We start from the raw sequence: 17,572 nt of genomic DNA, 5'->3' as shown, positions 1-17,572 counted from the left end.
GCACAAAATTCTTCGCCGGTAGGGGAAACCGGCGGCGCTGATTGAACAGGTCGACCGGCGCGGCGGAGATATCATGGGCGTGCACCACATCCGTGTCAGGAGGGACTTCGGCCTTGTCTATCAAGAAAATTCTCGTCGCCAATCGGTCAGAGATCGCGATTCGCATCTTCCGCGCCGCCAATGAACTGGGATTGAAAACTGTCGCGATCTGGGCCGAAGAAGACAAGCTGGCGCTGCACCGCTTCAAGGCCGACGAATCCTACCAGGTCGGCCGGGGCCCTCATCTGGAACGCGACCTCGGTCCCATCGAGAGCTATCTGTCGATCGACGAAGTCATCCGCGTCGCCAAACTGTCGGGCGCGGACGCCATCCATCCGGGCTACGGCCTGCTGTCGGAGAGCCCGGAATTCGCCGAGGCCTGCGCCGAAGCCGGCATCACCTTCATCGGCCCCAAGCCCGAAACCATGCGCCAACTCGGCAACAAGGTCGCGGCCCGCAATCTCGCGATTTCCATCGGCGTGCCGGTGGTTCCCGCCACCGATCCGCTTCCCGACGATCCCGAGGCGATCAAGCGGTTGGCCGAAGAGATCGGCTATCCCGTCATGCTCAAGGCCTCCTGGGGCGGTGGCGGCCGCGGCATGCGCGCCATCCGCGACCCCAAGGATCTGCTGCGCGAAGTCACCGAAGGCAAGCGCGAGGCCAAAGCCGCCTTCGGCAAGGACGAAGTCTACCTCGAAAAGCTGGTCGAGCGCGCCCGCCATGTCGAAAGCCAGGTGCTGGGCGACACGCATGGCAATGTCGTGCATCTCTTCGAGCGCGATTGCTCGATCCAGCGCCGCAACCAGAAAGTCGTCGAGCGCGCGCCCGCGCCCTATCTCTCGGACGCCCAGCGCCAGGAACTCGCCTCCTATTCGCTGCGGATCGCCGAGGCCACCAACTATATCGGGGCGGGCACCGTCGAATATCTGATGGATTCCGACACCGGCAAATTCTACTTCATCGAAGTCAATCCGCGCATTCAGGTCGAGCATACCGTCACCGAACAGGTGACCGGCATCGATATCGTGAAAGCGCAGATCCACATTCTCGACGGCTTCACGATCGGCACGCCGGAATCGGGCGTGCCGGCCCAGGAGGACATCCACCTCAACGGCCACGCCCTGCAATGCCGCATCACCACCGAGGATCCGGAACAGAACTTCATTCCCGATTACGGCCGCATCACCGCCTATCGCGGCGCGACCGGCTTCGGCATTCGTCTCGACGGCGGCACCGCCTATTCCGGCGCCTTCATCACCCGCTATTACGATCCGCTGCTCGAAAAGGTGACGGCCTGGGCGCCGACCCCGACCGAAGCGATCCAGCGCATGCATCGCGCCCTGCGCGAATTCCGCATCCGCGGCGTAGCCACCAATCTGACCTTCCTGGAAGCGATCATCAGCCACCCCGCCTTCCAGAGCAACAGCTATACGACGCGCTTCATCGACACGACGCCGGAGCTTTTCCAGCAGGTCAAGCGCCAGGACCGCGCCACCAAGCTTCTGACCTATATCGCCGACGTGACGGTGAACGGCCATCCCGAAGTCAAGGGCCGCGCCAAACCGCCCAAGGACGCAGCGGCGCCCGTCATCCCCTTCTGCGACCTGCCGCAGCAGCCGGGCACGAAGCAGCTGCTCGACGAACTCGGCCCGAAGAAATTCGCCGACTGGATGGTGGCGCAAAAGCGCGTGCTGATGACCGACACCACCATGCGCGACGGCCACCAGTCGCTGCTCGCCACCCGCATGCGCACCTATGACATCGCGGCTATCGCCGGCACCTATTCCAAGGCGCTGCCGAACCTCTTTTCGCTGGAATGCTGGGGCGGGGCGACCTTCGACGTCGCCATGCGCTTCCTGACCGAAGATCCCTGGGAGCGCCTGTCGCTGATCCGCCAGAACGCCCCGAACTTCCTGCTGCAGATGCTGCTGCGCGGCGCCAACGGCGTCGGCTACAAGAACTATCCCGACAATGTCGTGAAATACTTCGTCCGCCAGGCGGCAAAGGGCGGCATCGACCTCTTCCGCGTGTTCGACTGCCTGAACTGGGTGGAGAATATGCGCGTCTCCATGGACGCCGTGATCGAAGAGAACAAGCTCTGCGAAGCGGTGATCTGCTACACCGGCGACATCCTGAATTCGGCCCGTCCGAAATATGATCTCAAATACTATGTCGATCTCGCCAAGCAGCTGGAAAAGGCGGGTGCGCATATTATCGCCGTCAAGGACATGGCGGGCCTGTTGAAGCCGGCCGCAGCCCGCGTGCTGTTCCGGGAACTCAAGCAGGCGACGTCTCTGCCGATCCATTTCCACACCCATGACACGTCGGGCATCTCGGCCGCGACCGTGCTGGCGGCGGTGGAAGCCGGCGTCGATGCGGTGGACGCCGCCATGGACGCCTTTTCCGGCAACACCTCGCAGCCCTGCCTGGGCTCGATCGTCGAGGCGCTCTCGGGCACCGAACGCGATCCCGGCCTCGATCCCGCCTGGATCCGCCGCATCTCTTTCTACTGGGAGGCCGTGCGCACCCAATACGCAGCCTTCGAAAGCGACCTCAAGGGACCGGCCTCCGAAGTCTATCTGCACGAAATGCCGGGCGGCCAGTTCACCAATCTCAAGGAGCAGGCCCGTTCCCTGGGTCTCGAGACGAGGTGGCACAAGGTCGCCCAGGCCTATGCCGACGCCAACCAGATGTTCGGCGACATCGTCAAGGTGACGCCGTCTTCCAAGGTGGTCGGCGACATGGCGCTGATGATGGTCAGCCAGGATCTCGCTGTCGAAGACGTGGTTGATCCCACCAGGGAAATCTCCTTCCCGGAATCGGTCGTCTCCATGCTCAAGGGCGATCTCGGCCAGCCGCCCGGCGGTTGGCCCGAGACGCTGCAGAAAAAGGCTTTGAAGGGCGAGAAGCCCTATACCGCCCGTCCTGGCTCGCTCTTGGCGGACGCCGACCTCGACAAGGAGCGCGCCGATATCGAGACCAAGCTCGAACGCAAGGTCAGCGACTTCGAATTCGCCTCCTACCTCATGTATCCGAAGGTGTTCACCGATTTCGCCATCGCCGCCGAGCAATATGGTCCTGTTTCGGTGCTGCCGACGCCGGCCTATTTCTACGGCCTGCCGCCGGGCGAGGAACTGTTCGCCGACATCGAACAGGGCAAGACGCTGGTCGTGCTCAACCAGGCGATCGGGGAAACCAACCAGAAGGGTCTGGTCACCGTCTTCTTCGAACTCAACGGCCAGCCGCGCCGCATCAAGGTGCCCAACCGCGCCCAAGGCGCAGCCAATGGCGCGGTTCGCCGCAAGGCGGAAGCCGGCAACGCCGCTCAACTCGGCGCGCCGATGCCCGGCGTCGTCTCGGCGGTCGCGGTTTCCTCCGGCCAGACGGTCAAGGCGGGCGACGTGCTCCTGTCGATCGAAGCGATGAAGATGGAAACGGCGCTCCACGCCGAAAAGGACGGCGTGGTCGCCGAAGTGCTGGTGCGCGCCGGCGACCAGATCGACGCCAAGGACCTGCTGATCGTCTTCGGCTGAGCGAAACAAGCCCGGACGGGGCGCGCGTCGCCCCGTCCTGGCGATCTGATGGTCGAGCCATAACGAATTCTTTACGTCGAATCTGAAAAGGGTTCGGATTATCGCGTAAAATTTGAGTCGATTTAAAACGAATTAAGGCTTTTCGCCTAGCTTTTCCGCTGTCTGACAACGACCGCAAGGGCCGCGCCGTGGAACACGAGCCGCTTCAAGACCGCGCCACTCTCCGCCGACAGAGGATCGAAAACATCCTGATCGGCGGGGCAACTCTGGTTTTGTTCATCGTCGCGCTCATGGCAGGATTGCATCACGATCTCGTGGCGCTGTTTTCCCGGTTGCACGTTTCCGAGACCCTGTCGACGTCTCAGCCCCTGACCAGGTCCTTCGGCGCTGTTCCCCGGCTCGGAGACGACCATCAAGCCTTCGACGGAATCCTGATGTTCGGCCTGTTTGCGAGCCTCGGCCTCACCGCATTCGCCGTCGTCCAGTATCAGCGGCTGCGCGCTGCGCTTTCGCCGCCAGCAGCAGGCCGAGCTGCATTCGCGACGCCTCGCCCTGCATGACCAGCTGACCGGCCTCGCCAATCGCCGCAATTTCGAAAGCTTCGCCGAGCGCGCCATGTTCGAGCGCCCCGCAGCCGAAAAGCGGGCGGTGTTCCTGATCGATCTCGATCACTTCAAGCCTGTCAACGACGCCCATGGCCATGCGGCGGGGGACAAGGTGCTGATCGATTTCGCAAGCCGGATCGAAGGCCATTTTCCGGGCGGCCTCGTCGCCCGCTTCGGCGGCGACGAATTCGCCGCCATCACGCCGCCGCTCGGCGACGAACAGGATGCGCTGAATTTCGCGCGCTATGTAATCGCCGCCGTTCAGGCGCCGTTCGATTACAATGACGTAGCGCTGCGCATCGGCGCTTCCGTGGGCGTCGCCATGATCGGCGACGACAAGGTCGACAGCGTCGGAGAGGCCCTGCGCCGGGCCGACATCGCCCTTTATGAGGCCAAGCGCCGCGGTCGCCGCCAGATCGCCGTCTATGAAAGCGCGCTGGAAAGCGCCGTGCAGGCCCGCAGCTGGATGGAAGCGGAGCTGAAGCTGGCGCTGCAGGCCGGCGACATCGTGCCCTATTTCCAGCCGATCGTCGATCTCGCGACCCGCGACGTCATCGGCTACGAGGCGCTGGCGCGATGGCGGCACCAGACGCGCGGCATGATCAACCCCGCCGACTTCATTCCCATTGCCGAGCAGACGGGCCAGATCCAGGAGGTCTGCGAGGCGATCATGACGCAAGCCGTCACGCTCGGTCGTTTCTGGCCGGCGCATGTGATGCTGTCGGTCAACCTGTCGCCGGTGCAGCTGCGCGACAAGGACCTTGCCCAGAAACTGCTCGCCATTCTCGCCGCGCATGATTTTCCCGCTTCGCGGCTGGAAGTGGAAATTACCGAAAATGCGCTCATCACCGATCTGATGACGGCCAAGACCAATATCGAGGCGCTCCGCGCCGCCGGCGTCTCCGTTGCGCTCGACGATTTCGGCACCGGCGCCTCGACGCTCAATCACCTGCGCGTCTGCCAGTTCGACAAGATCAAGATCGACCAGACCTTTGTGCAATCCATGGCCGACAGCAATGACAGCATCGCCATCATCAGCGCCATCATCGGGCTATCGCGCAATTTCAACCTGCGCTGCACCGCCGAAGGTATTGAAAAGGCGAGCGATCTCGAATTGTTGAGCGGCTGGGGCTGCGCCGAGGGCCAAGGCTATCTATTCGGTCGGCCGGCCGAACGGACGGCGTTCGAGACGGTCACTGCGCCAGAAGACAGCGCCGCCGCCGGTCGCTGACGCTTCATAACAAGCAAAATCCCGCCATTGACGAGTCATTCTCGTTGCATGTTCATGCCGAATTCGACAGGCATGACCATGACAGATCTTCTTCCACATGAACGGCACGCCGCGATCCTCCGCAAACTGACGGAGGAAGGCCGCGTATTGGCTGCCGACCTCGCAGCCCTTTTCGAAACGTCGGAGGACACGATCCGGCGTGACCTGCGCGAAATGGCGGCGCAAGGCGTGTGCCGCCGCGTCTATGGCGGCGCTTTGCCCATAGATGCGCCGCCGCCGCTCAGCCGTCGCATCGACGTCGCCGTGGACCGGAAACAGGCGCTGGCGCGCCGGACGGCGCAATTGATCGAGCCCGGATCGAGCCTGTTCATCGACGCCGGGAGCGCCAATCTCGCGGTCGCCCGCAATCTGCCGCAAGACGCATCGCTGACCGTGATCACCAACGCCCCGGTGATCGCCGCCGCCCTGATGGAGCGACCCGATATCGAAGTGGCGCTGATCGGCGGGCGCATGGATCCCAAATCCGGCGCCATCCTCGGCGCCAAGGCGATGAGCGAGGCGGCCAGCTACAGGACCGATATCTGCATCCTCGGAAGCTGCGGCCTGGATCTGGACGCCGGCGTCAGCGCATCGTTCCTGGAAGAAGCGGAATTCAAGCGCGCCATGGCTAAGACGAGCCGCCGCGTGATTGCCGCCGTCACCAATGAGAAATTGGGCCGCCCTGCCCCCTTTCCCGTCATCGGCCTGTCGAATCGTTTCACCATCGTCGTGGAACGGGATGCGGATGACGAGCTTTGCGCTGGCTTTGCCGAATCCGGCGCCCGCTTCGTGAAGGCGTCATCGCCTTGAGCGGCGCGCCTTGGGAATAACGATCGAAAGACATCGCGTCGCGGCCCGGCCGCGCCAGGAGGAGTATTCATGACCACGCCCGTCCGTTCCGCCGCACCGCCCTTGACCGGCTCCTACCCCAGGGAGCGCATCGCGGTGTCGCTGCTGTTCCTCGCCAACGGTCTCTATATCGGGGCCTGGTCGCCAAAACTGCCGGTGATCGCCGAAACGCTGTCGCTGTCGCCGCAATGGATGGGCTATCTGCTGCTGTTCTTCGGCGTCGGCTCGGTCACCATCATGCCGATCGCCGGCGCCCAGATCGCCCGCTTCGGCTCCAGCAAGGTGGCGATGGCCTTTTCCATCCTGTTCCTGCCGTTGATGCTGATTCTCACCTTCATGCCGAACTTCGCGTCCGCCGCGGTGATCGTCTTCCTGCTCGGCGGCTTCGCGGGCGCCATGGACGTGGCGATGAACGCCAACGCCGTCGAGGTCGAAAAGCGCATGCGCCGGGCGATCATGTCGTCCTGCCACGCCTATTGGAGCCTGGGCGGCTTGATCGGCTCGGCGACCGGCGGCGCGCTCATCGACCAGTTCGGCCCGGCCTGGCATGCGGTGATCATCACCGTCTTCAACGCAGGCGTGGTGGCGCTGGCGCTGGCCTGGCTGATGCCGGACGGGCCGCATGCGGAAGAACATCACGACGCCGCGCCGCGGCCCAGCATCTTCTCGAGCCCCCTGCCCTGGCTTCTCGGCTTCATGGCGCTGTTCTCCATGTTGCAGGAAGGCATCGTCATCGACTGGAGCGCGCTCTATCTGAGCCGTGAACTCGGGGCGACGCTGACGGTCGCGTCGCTGGCCGCAGGTTCCTTCCACGCCACGATGATGGTCGTGCGTTTCGCCGGCGACGCGGTGCGCGACCGGCTGGGCGCGGTCAAGACCATGCGGGTCTCCGGCGTCATCGCATTCGCCGGCATGTGGATCGGGGCCTTCGCGCCCCATCCCTATGTCGCCGTGTTCGGGTTTGCGCTGGCGGGTCTCGGCGTGGCCAATCTCGTGCCGATCGCCTTTTCGGCCGCCGGCAATCTGCCGGGCATGGCCAAGGGCGTCGGCCTGTCGGTGGTCACCGCCATGGGCTATTCCGGCACGCTGTTCGCGCCGACTTTGTTCGGCTTCGTCGTCGAGCATACCGGCTACCAAGCCATCTATATCGGCGCGCCGCTGCTGCTCGCCATCGTGCTGGCGCTGTCGGGCCTCGCCCGGCACGCCGACGGCGTGAAAGGCGGAGGTCATTGACTTTGCGCCACAATCAGGGCGGCCGGGCTTGTCTCCCGGCCGCAAACATGATTGACCTTTCATCAGACAGATGCGGGGGTTGACATGTTGAGAGAAGCGCTTGTCGTCATCGACGTCCAGAACGACTTCTGCCCGGGCGGCGCGCTCGCGGTCGCCGATGGCGACGCCATCCTGCCGGCGGTCAACGCGCTGATCGCGCGCTTCGACCATGTGGCGCTGACCCAGGATTGGCATCCTGCCGGCCATTCGAGCTTCGCCTCCAGCCATTCCGGCAAGGCGCCCTTCGACAGCGCGACCATGCCCTATGGCGAGCAGACGCTTTGGCCCGACCACTGCATTCAGGGCACGCCCGGCGCGGAGTTTCATCCGGGTCTGGTCTGGACCAAGGCCGAACTGGTGATCCGCAAGGGGTATCGGACCGCGATCGATTCCTATTCGGCCTTTTTCGAGAACGACCATGCGACGCCGACCGGGCTGGCCGGCTATCTGCGCGAGCGCGGCTTCGAGGCCGTGACGCTGTGCGGCCTCGCCACCGATTTCTGCGTCGCCTTTTCGGCGCTCGACGCCGTGGCGGCGGGCTTCAAGACCACCGTGGTGCTGGAGGCCTGTCGCGGCATCGATCTCGGCGGATCGATGGCGGCGCAACCTGAAAAAATGCGGCAGGCGGGCGTGACGCTCGTCTGACCGACACGGAGGAGACGCCGCATGGCGGCCAAGACAGACATCGCCCGGCGCGTGTATAACCACGCCTGGAAACTGGACCCCATCGTCCGCAGCCTGCTGGACACGGATTTTTACAAACTCCTGATGCTGCAGATGATCTGGAAGCTGCATCCGGATGTCCGCGCCACTTTTTCGCTGATCAACCGGTCGACGCGCGTGCGCCTGGCGGACGATATCGACGAGCAGGAATTGCGCGACCAGCTGGACCATGTCCGCGAACTCCGCTTCACCAAGAAGGAGCTGATCTGGCTGGCCGGCAACACCTTCTACGGCAAGAAGCAGATCTTCGAACCGGATTTCATCGCCTTCCTCGCCAATTTCCGCATGCCCGACTACGAATTGTCGGTGAAGGACGGCCAGTATGAGTTGTGCTTCGAGGGCCGCTGGATGGAAACCACGATGTGGGAAATCCCGGCGCTGGCGATCATCAACGAACTCCGGTCGCGCGCGGCGATGAAGGGTCTGGGCAAATTCACCCTCGACGTGCTCTACGCCCGCGCCAAGGCCAAGATGTGGTCGAAGGTCGAACGCCTCCGGCAGTATCCGGGCCTTCGCATCTCCGATTTCGGCACCCGGCGGCGCCATTCCTTCCTCTGGCATCGCTGGTGCGTCGAGGCGCTGAAGGAAGGCATCGGCCCGGCCTTCACCGGCACCTCCAACGTGTTGCTCGCCATGGACACCGATCTGGAAGCGGTCGGCACCAATGCGCATGAACTGCCGATGGTGAAGGCGGCGCTGGCCGAAACCGACGAAGACCTGGGCCAGGCCCCTTACAAGGTGCTGCAGGACTGGACCCAGCTTTACGGCGGCAACCTGCTGATCGTCCTTCCCGATGCTTTCGGCACAGCCGCCTTCCTGCGCAATGCGCCCGATTGGGTGGCCGACTGGACGGGCTTCCGCCCCGACAGCGCCCCGCCCATCGAAGGCGGCGAACGGATCATCGACTGGTGGAAGGCGCATGGCCGCGATCCGCGCGAGAAATTGCTGATTTTCTCGGACGGGCTCGACGTCGACACGATCATCGAGACCTACGAGCATTTCGAAGGCCGGGTGCGGATGAGCTTCGGCTGGGGCACCAATCTCACCAACGACTTCCAGGGCTGCGCGCCGACCGAGCTGATGGGTCTCGATCCGATCTCGATCGTCTGCAAAGTCGTCGAAGCCAATGGCCGTCCGGCGGTCAAACTGTCGGACAACCCCGCAAGGCGACCGGCGACCCCAGGAGGTCGAACGCTACCAGCGCTTTTTCGGCACCGAGGACTTCCACGAGCTGCAGCTCAAGGTCTGAACCCGGATGTAAAGTGGAGAGGCGTCGACATATTTTGTCGCAGGCCTTCTTGCTTATCTTGACATTTGCCATCCGCTTTAGGATACAGGAGCCCATTGGAAGTCGAGCGGGTTCCTCGCCATGATGGTTTGCAGCTGCAACATAATCACCGACAAAGACATCAGGGACGTCATCGTCTCGATGCTCGACGAGGACTGTTGGCAGTTGATCGTGCCTGGCAAGGTCTATCATGCAATGAACAAGCGCGGGAAATGCTGCGGCTGCTTCCCCAATGTCGTCGACATCATCGTCAAGACCACCGAGGACTATCACGCCCGCCATCGCGGCGAGACGGCCGAAGTCGTGGATTTCCTCGACCGTCTCAAGCGCTTTCACGCCGAACAGAAGGCCGCCATCCTCGAACGGCGCCAGCGCACCACACGCGTGGCCTGATTTCCCATACGACCGGTCGAAACACTCGGCTAGATTTGGAATCATTCCAAACTAGGGCCTCGACTTTGCGCGCATTTCCTGCTCTTATCCCACCATATTTACGCTGCATAACAGGAGATGGACTATGAAGGGCGACGCCAGAGTCATCGAACGCCTCAACGAAGCGCTTTTTCTCGAGCTTGGAGCGGTCAATCAGTATTGGCTGCATTACCGCCTGCTCGAAGACTGGGGCTATCAGAAGCTGGCGAAGAAAGAGCGCGCCGAATCGATCGAGGAAATGCAGCATGCCGACAAGCTCGTCGCGCGCATCATCTTCCTCGAAGGTCATCCGAACCTCCAGACGCTCGCGCCGCTGCGCATTGGCCAGACGGTCAAGGAAGTGCTCGAAGCCGATCTTGCCGGCGAATATGACGCCCGCACCGCCTACAAGAAGTCCCGCGACATCTGTCACGAAGCCGGCGACTATGTGTCGATGAAGCTGTTCGAAGAACTGCTGATGGACGAGGAGGGCCATATCGACTTCCTCGAAACCCAGCTGGAACTGATGTCGAAGCTCGGCGAGGAAAAGTACGGCCAGCTGAACGCCGTTTCCGCCGACGAAGCGGAATAACCCAAACCGCCGAAAATGAAGAAGCCGCCGGGGCAACGCTCCGGCGGCTTTTTGCATGCAATCGGGCGTCAGGCGCTGACGCCGGAAAGATGGGCGAATTCGGCGACGACCTTGTCGTAGACGGCGCGCTTGAACGGCACGATCAGGCCCGGCAGATCCTCCATCCGCTTCCATTCCCACTGGTCGAACTCCGCCTCATGGCCGCCGGGCGGCGGGTTGATGGCGATCTCGGAATCGTCGCCGTCGAAGCGGAAGGCGAACCAGGCCTGGGTCTGGCCCCGATATTTGCCCTTGAGGCCGATGCCGACCAGTTCCGGCGGCAGATCATAGTTGATCCAGTCCTTTGCGCGGGCGATCAACGTCGCCGACTTGATGCCGGTTTCCTCATAGAGTTCGCGATAGGCGGCGGCTTCCGGCTCCTCGCCCTTGTCGATGCCGCCCTGCGGCATCTGCCAGAGCTGCGGCGAGCCGTCATATTCGGAATTGCCGAGCGGGATGCGCCGGCCGGCCCAGACCAAGCCCTCTCGATTGAGCACCATGATGCCGACACAGGGGCGGTAGGGCAGGTCTTCGGCCTTGATCGTCTTGCTCATCGTCTTGTCCTTGCGCGGCGACCGCGCGTTCGTCAGTTGGGAACGGTTGCGAGGGCGGAAACGCCCACGATTTCGATGCCGCGGCGGCCCGCCTCGCGCGACCATTCGGCGATCGCCGCGACGCTGTCGTCGAAGGCGGAGGCGACGCCGATCGCCGAACCCTTACGCAGCGCGATGCGTTCGAGGTCGTCGAGCTTGGCGAGGATCGCGCCGTGATTGACCTCCTGGTCGAGCACCAGATCGGCGAAGGCGAGCGGCATGCCATAGGCCTTGGCGTAGACCGGGGAAAGCGACTGCGTCGACGTGCCGTCGTCGAGGAACATCAGGCCGCGCCGCGCGATGTCGCGCATCACCGGCTCGGATGCCTCGGCGTCCGACAGGAAGCGGCCGCCGAGGTAATTCATCACCCCGGTGTAATTGGTCATCTTGCCCATGCCCTGATGCAGGAGATCGAGATTGCGCGCCTCGCTCTGGTCATGGGTCAGCGTCAGCGGACCGGGATCGTTGTCGGGATAGTCGAACGGCTCCATCGGCGCCTGCAGCAAGATTTCGTGGCCGGTGCGCCGCGCTTCCGGCGCCCAGCGCGACAGCGAATTGCCGTTGGCGGCGAAAGCCAGCGTGATTTCTTCGGGCAGCGCCTGCAGCGCCTTCTGCGTGCCCGTCTGGCTGAGCCCGAGGCCGGCGACGACGATGGCGATCCGCGTACCGCGTGCGCCAGACCAGGGGCGCGCATAGCGGTCGAAGGGGCGTGTGCCGTCGGCGGCGACGATCGGCAATTTTCCATCGGGCGTGTTTTCGATCAGCGCTTCGTCGGGAAAGGCGGCGAGATCGGGCGATTGCGGGCCGGTCGCCGTCGCGTCGATCAGCTTGGGTCCGTTCTCCGCGCTGGCGCGGGGCGTGTATTTGGTCACCACCGAACCATCCGGCATGACCTGACGGACGACATCGGCGCCGTCGGAAGGGCGGCTGGGCTTGATGCCGTTGGGATCAGCCGGCGCGGTCGGGGCGACGTCATCCGCTAACCCGGTCGGTTCATCGGCGACCGAGACGGGTTTTTGCAGCGGATCGGGGGAAAGATAGGGGTAGGCGACAAGACCGCCGAAAATCAGCGCGACGGCCGAAAACGCCGAAACGCTGCCCCAGGCGAACCTGGGGCGTTTTTCGGTTTTCGGCTTGCGCCCCTTGCCCAGCGGCGAATGGAGTCCCGACGTCACGTTCGAGCCTGCCCCCGTTCGACAGAGCGGCGGCGGGATCATGTCCCGCCGCGCCCGTCTTACTTCTTCTGCTGTTCGGCCGCGACGGCCTTGGCCTGATCCGGCGGGAAGGCCGGATCGGTCTTCTTGCCGCGCAACAGGTCGAGCGCGTAATTGAGCTGCACGTCGTCCTTGGGATCCGGCGGCACATAGGCGGCCGAACCGGAGCCTTCTTCGGTCTCGTCCTGGCCCTTGATATGGCCCTTGAGCGCCGATTCGGCGGCGGTCTCGATCTTGCCCTGCAGTTCGGCAGGGATCGGCTCCTCGACCTTGATGTCGGGGGTGATGCCGATGCCCTGGATCGATTTGCCCGACGGGGTGTAATAAAGCGCCGTGGTCAGCCGCAGCGCGCCGTTGTCGCCGAGCGGGATGATGGTCTGCACCGATCCCTTGCCGAACGACCGCGTGCCGAGCACGGTGGCCCGCTTGAGATCCTGAAGCGCGCCGGAGACGATTTCGGAAGCCGAGGCGGAGCCGCCATTGACCAGCACGATCACCGGCTTGCCATTGACCAGATCGCCATCCGTGGCGCTGAAGCGACGGGTTTCGCTTTCGACGCGGCCGCGGGTCGAGACGATTTCGCCCTTGTTGAGGAAAGCGTCCGACACGTTGATCGCCTGATCGAGCAGACCGCCCGGATTGAGGCGAAGGTCGAGGACAAACCCCTTGAGCTTGTCGTTCGGCACCTGGGCCTGAATCTTCTCGATGCCCTTCTTCAGGTCGTCATAGGTCTTTTCGGTGAAGGAAATGACGCGGAGGTACCCGACATCGCCCTCGACGCGGGTCTTGACCGCCTGCACGGCGATGATGTCGCGCTTGATGGTCAGTTCGATCGGCTTGTCGGCGCCCTTGCGCAGGATTGTCAGCTTGATCGGCGCGCCGACTTCGCCGCGCATCTTGTCGACGGCGTCTTCGAGCTTCAGGCCGCGCACGTCGGTTCCGTCGATCTTGGAAATCAGGTCGCCGGCCAGAACGCCGGCCTTGGAGGCAGGCGTATCGTCGATCGGCGCGATGACCTTGACCAGTTCGTTGTCCATGGTGACTTCGATGCCGAGACCGCCGAATTCGCCGCGCGTCTGCGTGCGCATGTCGTCGGCGTCCTTGGCGTTCATATAGCTCGAATGCGGATCGAGCGAGGTCAGCATGCCGCTGATGGCGGACTCGACCAGCTTCTGCTCGTTGGGCGGCGTCACATATTGCGCGCGCACGCGTTCGAAGACTTCGCCGAACACGCTGAGTTCCCGATAGGTCGAGGAGCCGGCGGCCTGGGCCGGAAGGCCGGCGGAATAGACAGCCAGCGTGGCGGTGGAGCCCAGCAACGCGCCCAGCAGCACCAGTGAAGTCTTACGTATCATTTCGCGCCTTTCCAAGCTCTTTGACGGACCACCAGGGTCGCGAATCGACCGGTTTTCCATCCTTTCGGAACTCTATGTACAGCGTTGGCCGGTCCGTTTCCAGATTGAGACCGGTCGCGCTGGCTATTCTCTTTTCGCCCATCTGGCCGACCGGTTCGCCTGAGACGACGAACTGGCCCTGACGGACGGAAACCTTGTCCATGCCGGAGAGCAGTATATGGTAATTCTCTCCCGCATTCATAATCACCATTTCGCCATAACTGCGAAAAGGCCCTGCGAACATCACCCAGCCGTCGGCCGGGGCGGTGACAACCAGGCCTGGTCCGGCCGCGACCGTGAGGCCTTGGGCGGGATGGCCGGTGCCGTCGTCGTCGCCGACCTGACGGATGACGTCGCCCGCCACCGGCAGGGCCAGCTTCGCCTTCAGAACGGAGAAAGGATATGCGGGGGCAATGCGGTTTTTGTCGGGCAGGATGGCGCCTGCCTCCTCCTGCAACCGGGCCCTCTGTTGAGGGGTGAGAGCCGCCATGTCGCGATCGTTGGCGCGAGCGGCTTCGGCGGCGTCGCGCGCCGAGGCGATGCTTCGCTCCAGCGAGGCGATGAGGTTTTCCAGGCTGGTGGCGCGGGCGGCCAGTTGCTCGACGCGCTGGTTCTCCCGCTCCAGTTCTTCCTTGCTTTCGGACGACAGCTTGGCGTTTTCTTCCAGAAGCGCGTTCATCCGCTGCTCCTCCTCGATCGCCGAGGCCATGGTGGTCACATAGGTCTGACGCTGGGCGGCGAGCGCGACGGAGAGGTCGGTGAGGCTCTTGAGGTCGGCGGCCAGGCGCTCGGTTTCACGACGCACGCCCGGCACGACGGCGCCGAGCAGAATCGCGCTGCGCACGGAGGAGAGAGCGTCGTCGGGCGACACCAGAAGGGCCGGCGGCGGATTGCGGCCCATGCGCTGAAGCGCGGCCAGCACTTCGGCGAGGAGGCCGCGCCTTTCGTGCAGCGACGCCTTGACCTTGCCGAGCCTGCCTTCGAGCTCGCGGAGCTTGGCCTCGTCCTCGAGCGTCTGATTTTCCAGCGATTTTCGTTTTTCGGCCGATGCGACCAGCGCTTGGCGCAATCCGGCGCTGGTGCGTTCGATGCCGATCAGACCCGCCTGCAGCGTCTTGGTGCGATCGCGCGATTCGGCCAACGTCTTGGCGAGCTCGCGCAGCTCGCTTTCCGTGGCGTTTCGGCGGATGCGCAGCAAGCCCTCTTCATTGACGGCGGGTGCGGGTTTGACCGCGTTTTCCTGCGGAACGGCCGGGACGGCGAACGCAATGAGGCCCGCAGCCGCGGCCGCGCGCAGCAACGCACCCCGTTTCGATTGTCCGCCGATCTTCAACAAGCCACCGCCATTGCTCAATGGCCCGACTCTAAGCTGATTTGCCGCAAGCGCCAATCGATTTGATCAGGAGGAAAAATCCGAGGCCGCGCTCAGACGCGATGATAGGGATGGCCGGACAGTATGGTGACGGCCCGGTAGAGCTGTTCGGCCAGCATCACCCGCACCATCTGATGCGGCCAGGTCATCTTGCCGAAGCACAACATGTGATCGGCGCGACCGGCGAGTGCCGGATCGTGGCCGTCGGGCCCGCCGATGGCGATAACGACCTCGCGCCTCCCCTGGTCGCGCAAGCCTCCGAGCAGATCGGCGAAGGCGACGCTGTCGAGCGCCTTGCCGCGTTCGTCGAGCAGGATCAGCTGGGCGCCGTCGGCCAGGAGCTTGTCGAGGCTCGCGCCTTCCTCACGCTTGCGCGTCTCGGCATTGCCGGCGCGGCTTTCGGTGATCTCGGTGATTTTTCCCAATTCGAGGCCGGTCGCAGGCCCCGTCTTGGCGAAACGATCGAAGTAACGATCGGCCAACTCTCTTTCGGGTCCGGACTTCAACCTGCCGACCGCAAACACGGATATGCGCATGTCTTACCAGACCAGATCTTTCACGCCGGAGAAGATCATTCTCCGCGGGTATTGGCCTGCTTTCCCAGGGAAAGCGGCTTAGTGCAGGGTTTCTTCGTCGATATCAGGCGCGGCCCACATCTTTTCGATGTTGTAGAACTCGCGGATTTCGGGTCGGAACACATGCACGATGATGTCTCCGGCATCGATCAGCACCCAGTCGCCGGTTTCCAGCCCTTCGACGCGGGTCGGGCCGAAACCGGCCGCCTTGATGTCGTCGATGAGGTGATCGGCAATGGCTGTCACGTGACGGTTCGAGCGTCCGGATACGATCACCATGTGATCGCCCAGCGCGGATTTGCCCGTGATGTCGATATGGGAGATGTTTTCAGCTTTCGAATCCTCGAGGCTTTCGAGGACGGTTTCAAGAGCTTTGGCTGCGGCGTCGCTACCGCGCTCCATGCTCTTGGAGGGGGCGAAACGCGCCGCTCCTTTGGCGTGCACTGTCGTCAGAGGACTTCCTTTCTATCTTAAACGGACATGCACCGGCGCTGAAGCGCCGATCCCTAAAGATAGGCGCCAAAGGTTAAAAGTTTCAAGACAAGCCGGTTAACTATTTTCGGTCGAACTCCCCTTACGGCAGCGCGCCGTCGAGCAGCTTGGGATTGGCGCGCCCGGTGGTGCCCGCCGCCTGGCCAATGAAGAAATTCTTTAGAGACGGCAGGCGGTCGACGAGACCGAGACCGAAATCGCGGGCGATGCGGATCGGCGCGATGTCGTTGGAGAACAGCCGGTTGAGCACATCGGTGGTCACGCCCATGCGGAACGTATCGAAGCGGCGCCACGTCTCGTAGCGTTCGAGCACCGAAAGCGAACCGATGTCGAGGCCCAGCCGGTCGGCGTCGACGATGGTTTCGGCGAGTGCGGCGACATCCTTGAAGCCGAGATTGAGGCCCTGGCCGGAAATAGGATGGATGCCGTGCGCGGCGTCGCCGGCCAGCGCGAAGCGGTCCCCGACAAAGGCGCGCGCCAGCGTCAGCCCCAGCGGATAGGCCCGACGCGGCGAGACCACTTTCAAGGCGCCGAGCTTATGGCCGAAACGCCGTTCGAGCTCCTCGTCGAACAGAAAATCGTCGCCGCGCACCAGACGTTCGGCATCCGCCGTTCTCTCCGTCCAGACCAGCGACGAACGATTGTTCGGCAAAGGCAGGATCGCAAAGGGGCCGGCGGGCAGGAAATGCTCTTCCGCAACGCCTTCATGCGGCCGCTCATGCTCCACTGTCGCCACGATGCCGGATTGGCCATAGTCGAAATGCACCGTCTTGATGCCGGCCGCGTCGCGCAGTTTCGAGCGAACGCCGTCGCAGGCGATCAGCAGGCGGGCCTCGACCGTCTCGCCGGTCGACAACGTCGCGGCGACGCGCGCGGGATCGCGCGAGAACCCATCCACCGTCGCCGCCTGGCGCAGCTCGACGCCGAGTTCGCCGACGAGCCGCAACAGCGGTCCGATCATGGCGGGGTTCGGCACCATATGGGCGAAGGGCTGGCCATCGGCCACCCTGCCGTCGAAGGTCAGGAAAACGGGACGAACGGGATCGGCCGTCTTGGAATCGGTGACGATCATTCTGTTGATCGGCTGGGCGCTCGCCAGGACTTCATCCCAGACGCCGAGCGCGGAGAGCAGCCTCGAGGCGGCCGCGGCGATCGCGGAGGCGCGGCCATCTTTTTCCCAGGCGCCGGAGGGCGCTGCGTCGACCACCAGAATGCTGAGATGCGGAGCGGCCTTCTTGATCGATACCGCCGTCGAAAGACCGACATATCCGCCGCCTGCGATCAGAATATCATACATGAGGTCTTGCTCCT

At 63.6% G+C, this 17,572-nt stretch carries 15 protein-coding genes and 1 pseudogene; 9 read left to right on the top strand and 7 right to left on the bottom strand.

What is annotated here, in order from left to right; genetic code table 11:
- Window positions 1-113: 113 nt before the first annotated feature.
- From pyc to bfr, 9 genes and pseudogenes are all read left to right on the top strand, one after another.
- The gene (pyc, locus tag H2O14_RS14030; protein ID WP_182828142.1) at window positions 114-3,572 is read left to right on the top strand and encodes a pyruvate carboxylase; all 3,459 of its coding nucleotides are present in this window, start codon (window positions 114-116) and stop codon (window positions 3,570-3,572) included.
- 188 nt (window positions 3,573-3,760) lie between these two features.
- Window positions 3,761-4,132 (top strand): hypothetical protein, encoded by a 372-nt coding sequence (locus tag H2O14_RS14025; RefSeq protein ID WP_182828141.1) that lies wholly within the window; start codon window positions 3,761-3,763, stop codon window positions 4,130-4,132.
- Entirely contained in the window at window positions 4,020-5,408 is a 1,389-nt protein-coding gene (locus H2O14_RS14020; RefSeq protein WP_182828140.1) for a putative bifunctional diguanylate cyclase/phosphodiesterase, read from the top strand. The genes H2O14_RS14025 and H2O14_RS14020 overlap by 113 nt, the downstream gene beginning before the upstream one ends.
- A 78-nt stretch (window positions 5,409-5,486) precedes the next feature.
- A complete protein-coding gene (locus H2O14_RS14015) occupies window positions 5,487-6,257 on the top strand; it encodes a DeoR/GlpR family DNA-binding transcription regulator (RefSeq protein WP_246697391.1) in 771 nt (256 codons plus the stop codon).
- Between the two features lie 69 nt (window positions 6,258-6,326).
- The gene (locus H2O14_RS14010) at window positions 6,327-7,529 is read left to right on the top strand and encodes an MFS transporter (RefSeq protein WP_182828138.1); all 1,203 of its coding nucleotides are present in this window, start codon (window positions 6,327-6,329) and stop codon (window positions 7,527-7,529) included.
- A gap of 84 nt (window positions 7,530-7,613) precedes the next feature.
- Complete coding sequence (gene pncA, locus H2O14_RS14005) at window positions 7,614-8,213, top strand: bifunctional nicotinamidase/pyrazinamidase (protein ID WP_182828137.1); 600 nt, start codon at window positions 7,614-7,616, stop codon at window positions 8,211-8,213.
- Window positions 8,214-8,234: 21 nt separating this feature from the next.
- Window positions 8,235-9,540, top strand: a pseudogene (pncB, locus tag H2O14_RS14000) (nicotinate phosphoribosyltransferase).
- 120 nt (window positions 9,541-9,660) lie between these two features.
- Window positions 9,661-9,972, top strand: a complete 312-nt coding sequence (locus H2O14_RS13995) for a bacterioferritin-associated ferredoxin (protein WP_182828136.1) — start codon at window positions 9,661-9,663, stop codon at window positions 9,970-9,972.
- Window positions 9,973-10,096: 124 nt separating this feature from the next.
- Window positions 10,097-10,582, top strand: coding sequence for a bacterioferritin (bfr, locus tag H2O14_RS13990; protein WP_182828135.1), 486 nt, complete (start codon window positions 10,097-10,099; stop codon window positions 10,580-10,582).
- 68 nt (window positions 10,583-10,650) lie between these two features.
- On the opposite strand, the gene H2O14_RS13985 is transcribed toward bfr, so the two are convergent.
- The 7 genes from H2O14_RS13985 to H2O14_RS13955 form a co-directional block, all read right to left on the bottom strand.
- Window positions 10,651-11,175, bottom strand: a complete 525-nt coding sequence (locus H2O14_RS13985) for an RNA pyrophosphohydrolase (protein ID WP_182828134.1) — start codon at window positions 11,173-11,175, stop codon at window positions 10,651-10,653.
- A gap of 32 nt (window positions 11,176-11,207) precedes the next feature.
- The gene (locus H2O14_RS13980; protein ID WP_182828133.1) at window positions 11,208-12,389 is read right to left on the bottom strand and encodes a divergent polysaccharide deacetylase family protein; all 1,182 of its coding nucleotides are present in this window, start codon (window positions 12,387-12,389) and stop codon (window positions 11,208-11,210) included.
- A 59-nt stretch (window positions 12,390-12,448) separates the two neighbouring features.
- Entirely contained in the window at window positions 12,449-13,783 is a 1,335-nt protein-coding gene (locus H2O14_RS13975) for a S41 family peptidase (protein ID WP_182828132.1), read from the bottom strand.
- Window positions 13,773-15,158 carry a murein hydrolase activator EnvC family protein gene (locus H2O14_RS13970; protein WP_246697390.1) on the bottom strand — a complete coding sequence of 462 codons (1,386 nt, stop codon included), beginning with the start codon at window positions 15,156-15,158 and terminating at the stop codon, window positions 13,773-13,775. The genes H2O14_RS13975 and H2O14_RS13970 overlap by 11 nt, the downstream gene beginning before the upstream one ends.
- Before the next feature lie 89 nt (window positions 15,159-15,247).
- A complete protein-coding gene (rlmH, locus tag H2O14_RS13965) occupies window positions 15,248-15,730 on the bottom strand; it encodes a 23S rRNA (pseudouridine(1915)-N(3))-methyltransferase RlmH (RefSeq protein WP_182828131.1) in 483 nt (160 codons plus the stop codon).
- Between the two features lie 78 nt (window positions 15,731-15,808).
- Window positions 15,809-16,222, bottom strand: coding sequence for a ribosome silencing factor (gene rsfS, locus H2O14_RS13960; RefSeq protein ID WP_246697602.1), 414 nt, complete (start codon window positions 16,220-16,222; stop codon window positions 15,809-15,811).
- A gap of 121 nt (window positions 16,223-16,343) precedes the next feature.
- On the bottom strand, window positions 16,344-17,558 hold the full coding sequence (locus tag H2O14_RS13955; protein WP_246697389.1) for a ubiquinone biosynthesis hydroxylase: 1,215 nt from the start codon (window positions 17,556-17,558) through the stop codon (window positions 16,344-16,346).
- Window positions 17,559-17,572: the final 14 nt, after the last annotated feature.

It is taken from the genome of Rhizobium sp. G21 (assembly GCF_014158035.1).
In the GTDB taxonomy this organism is placed as follows: domain Bacteria; phylum Pseudomonadota; class Alphaproteobacteria; order Rhizobiales; family Rhizobiaceae; genus Rhizobium_E.
The sequence above is the reverse complement of the archived record's forward strand: the minus strand, read 5'-3'. Positions and strand labels throughout refer to the sequence as shown.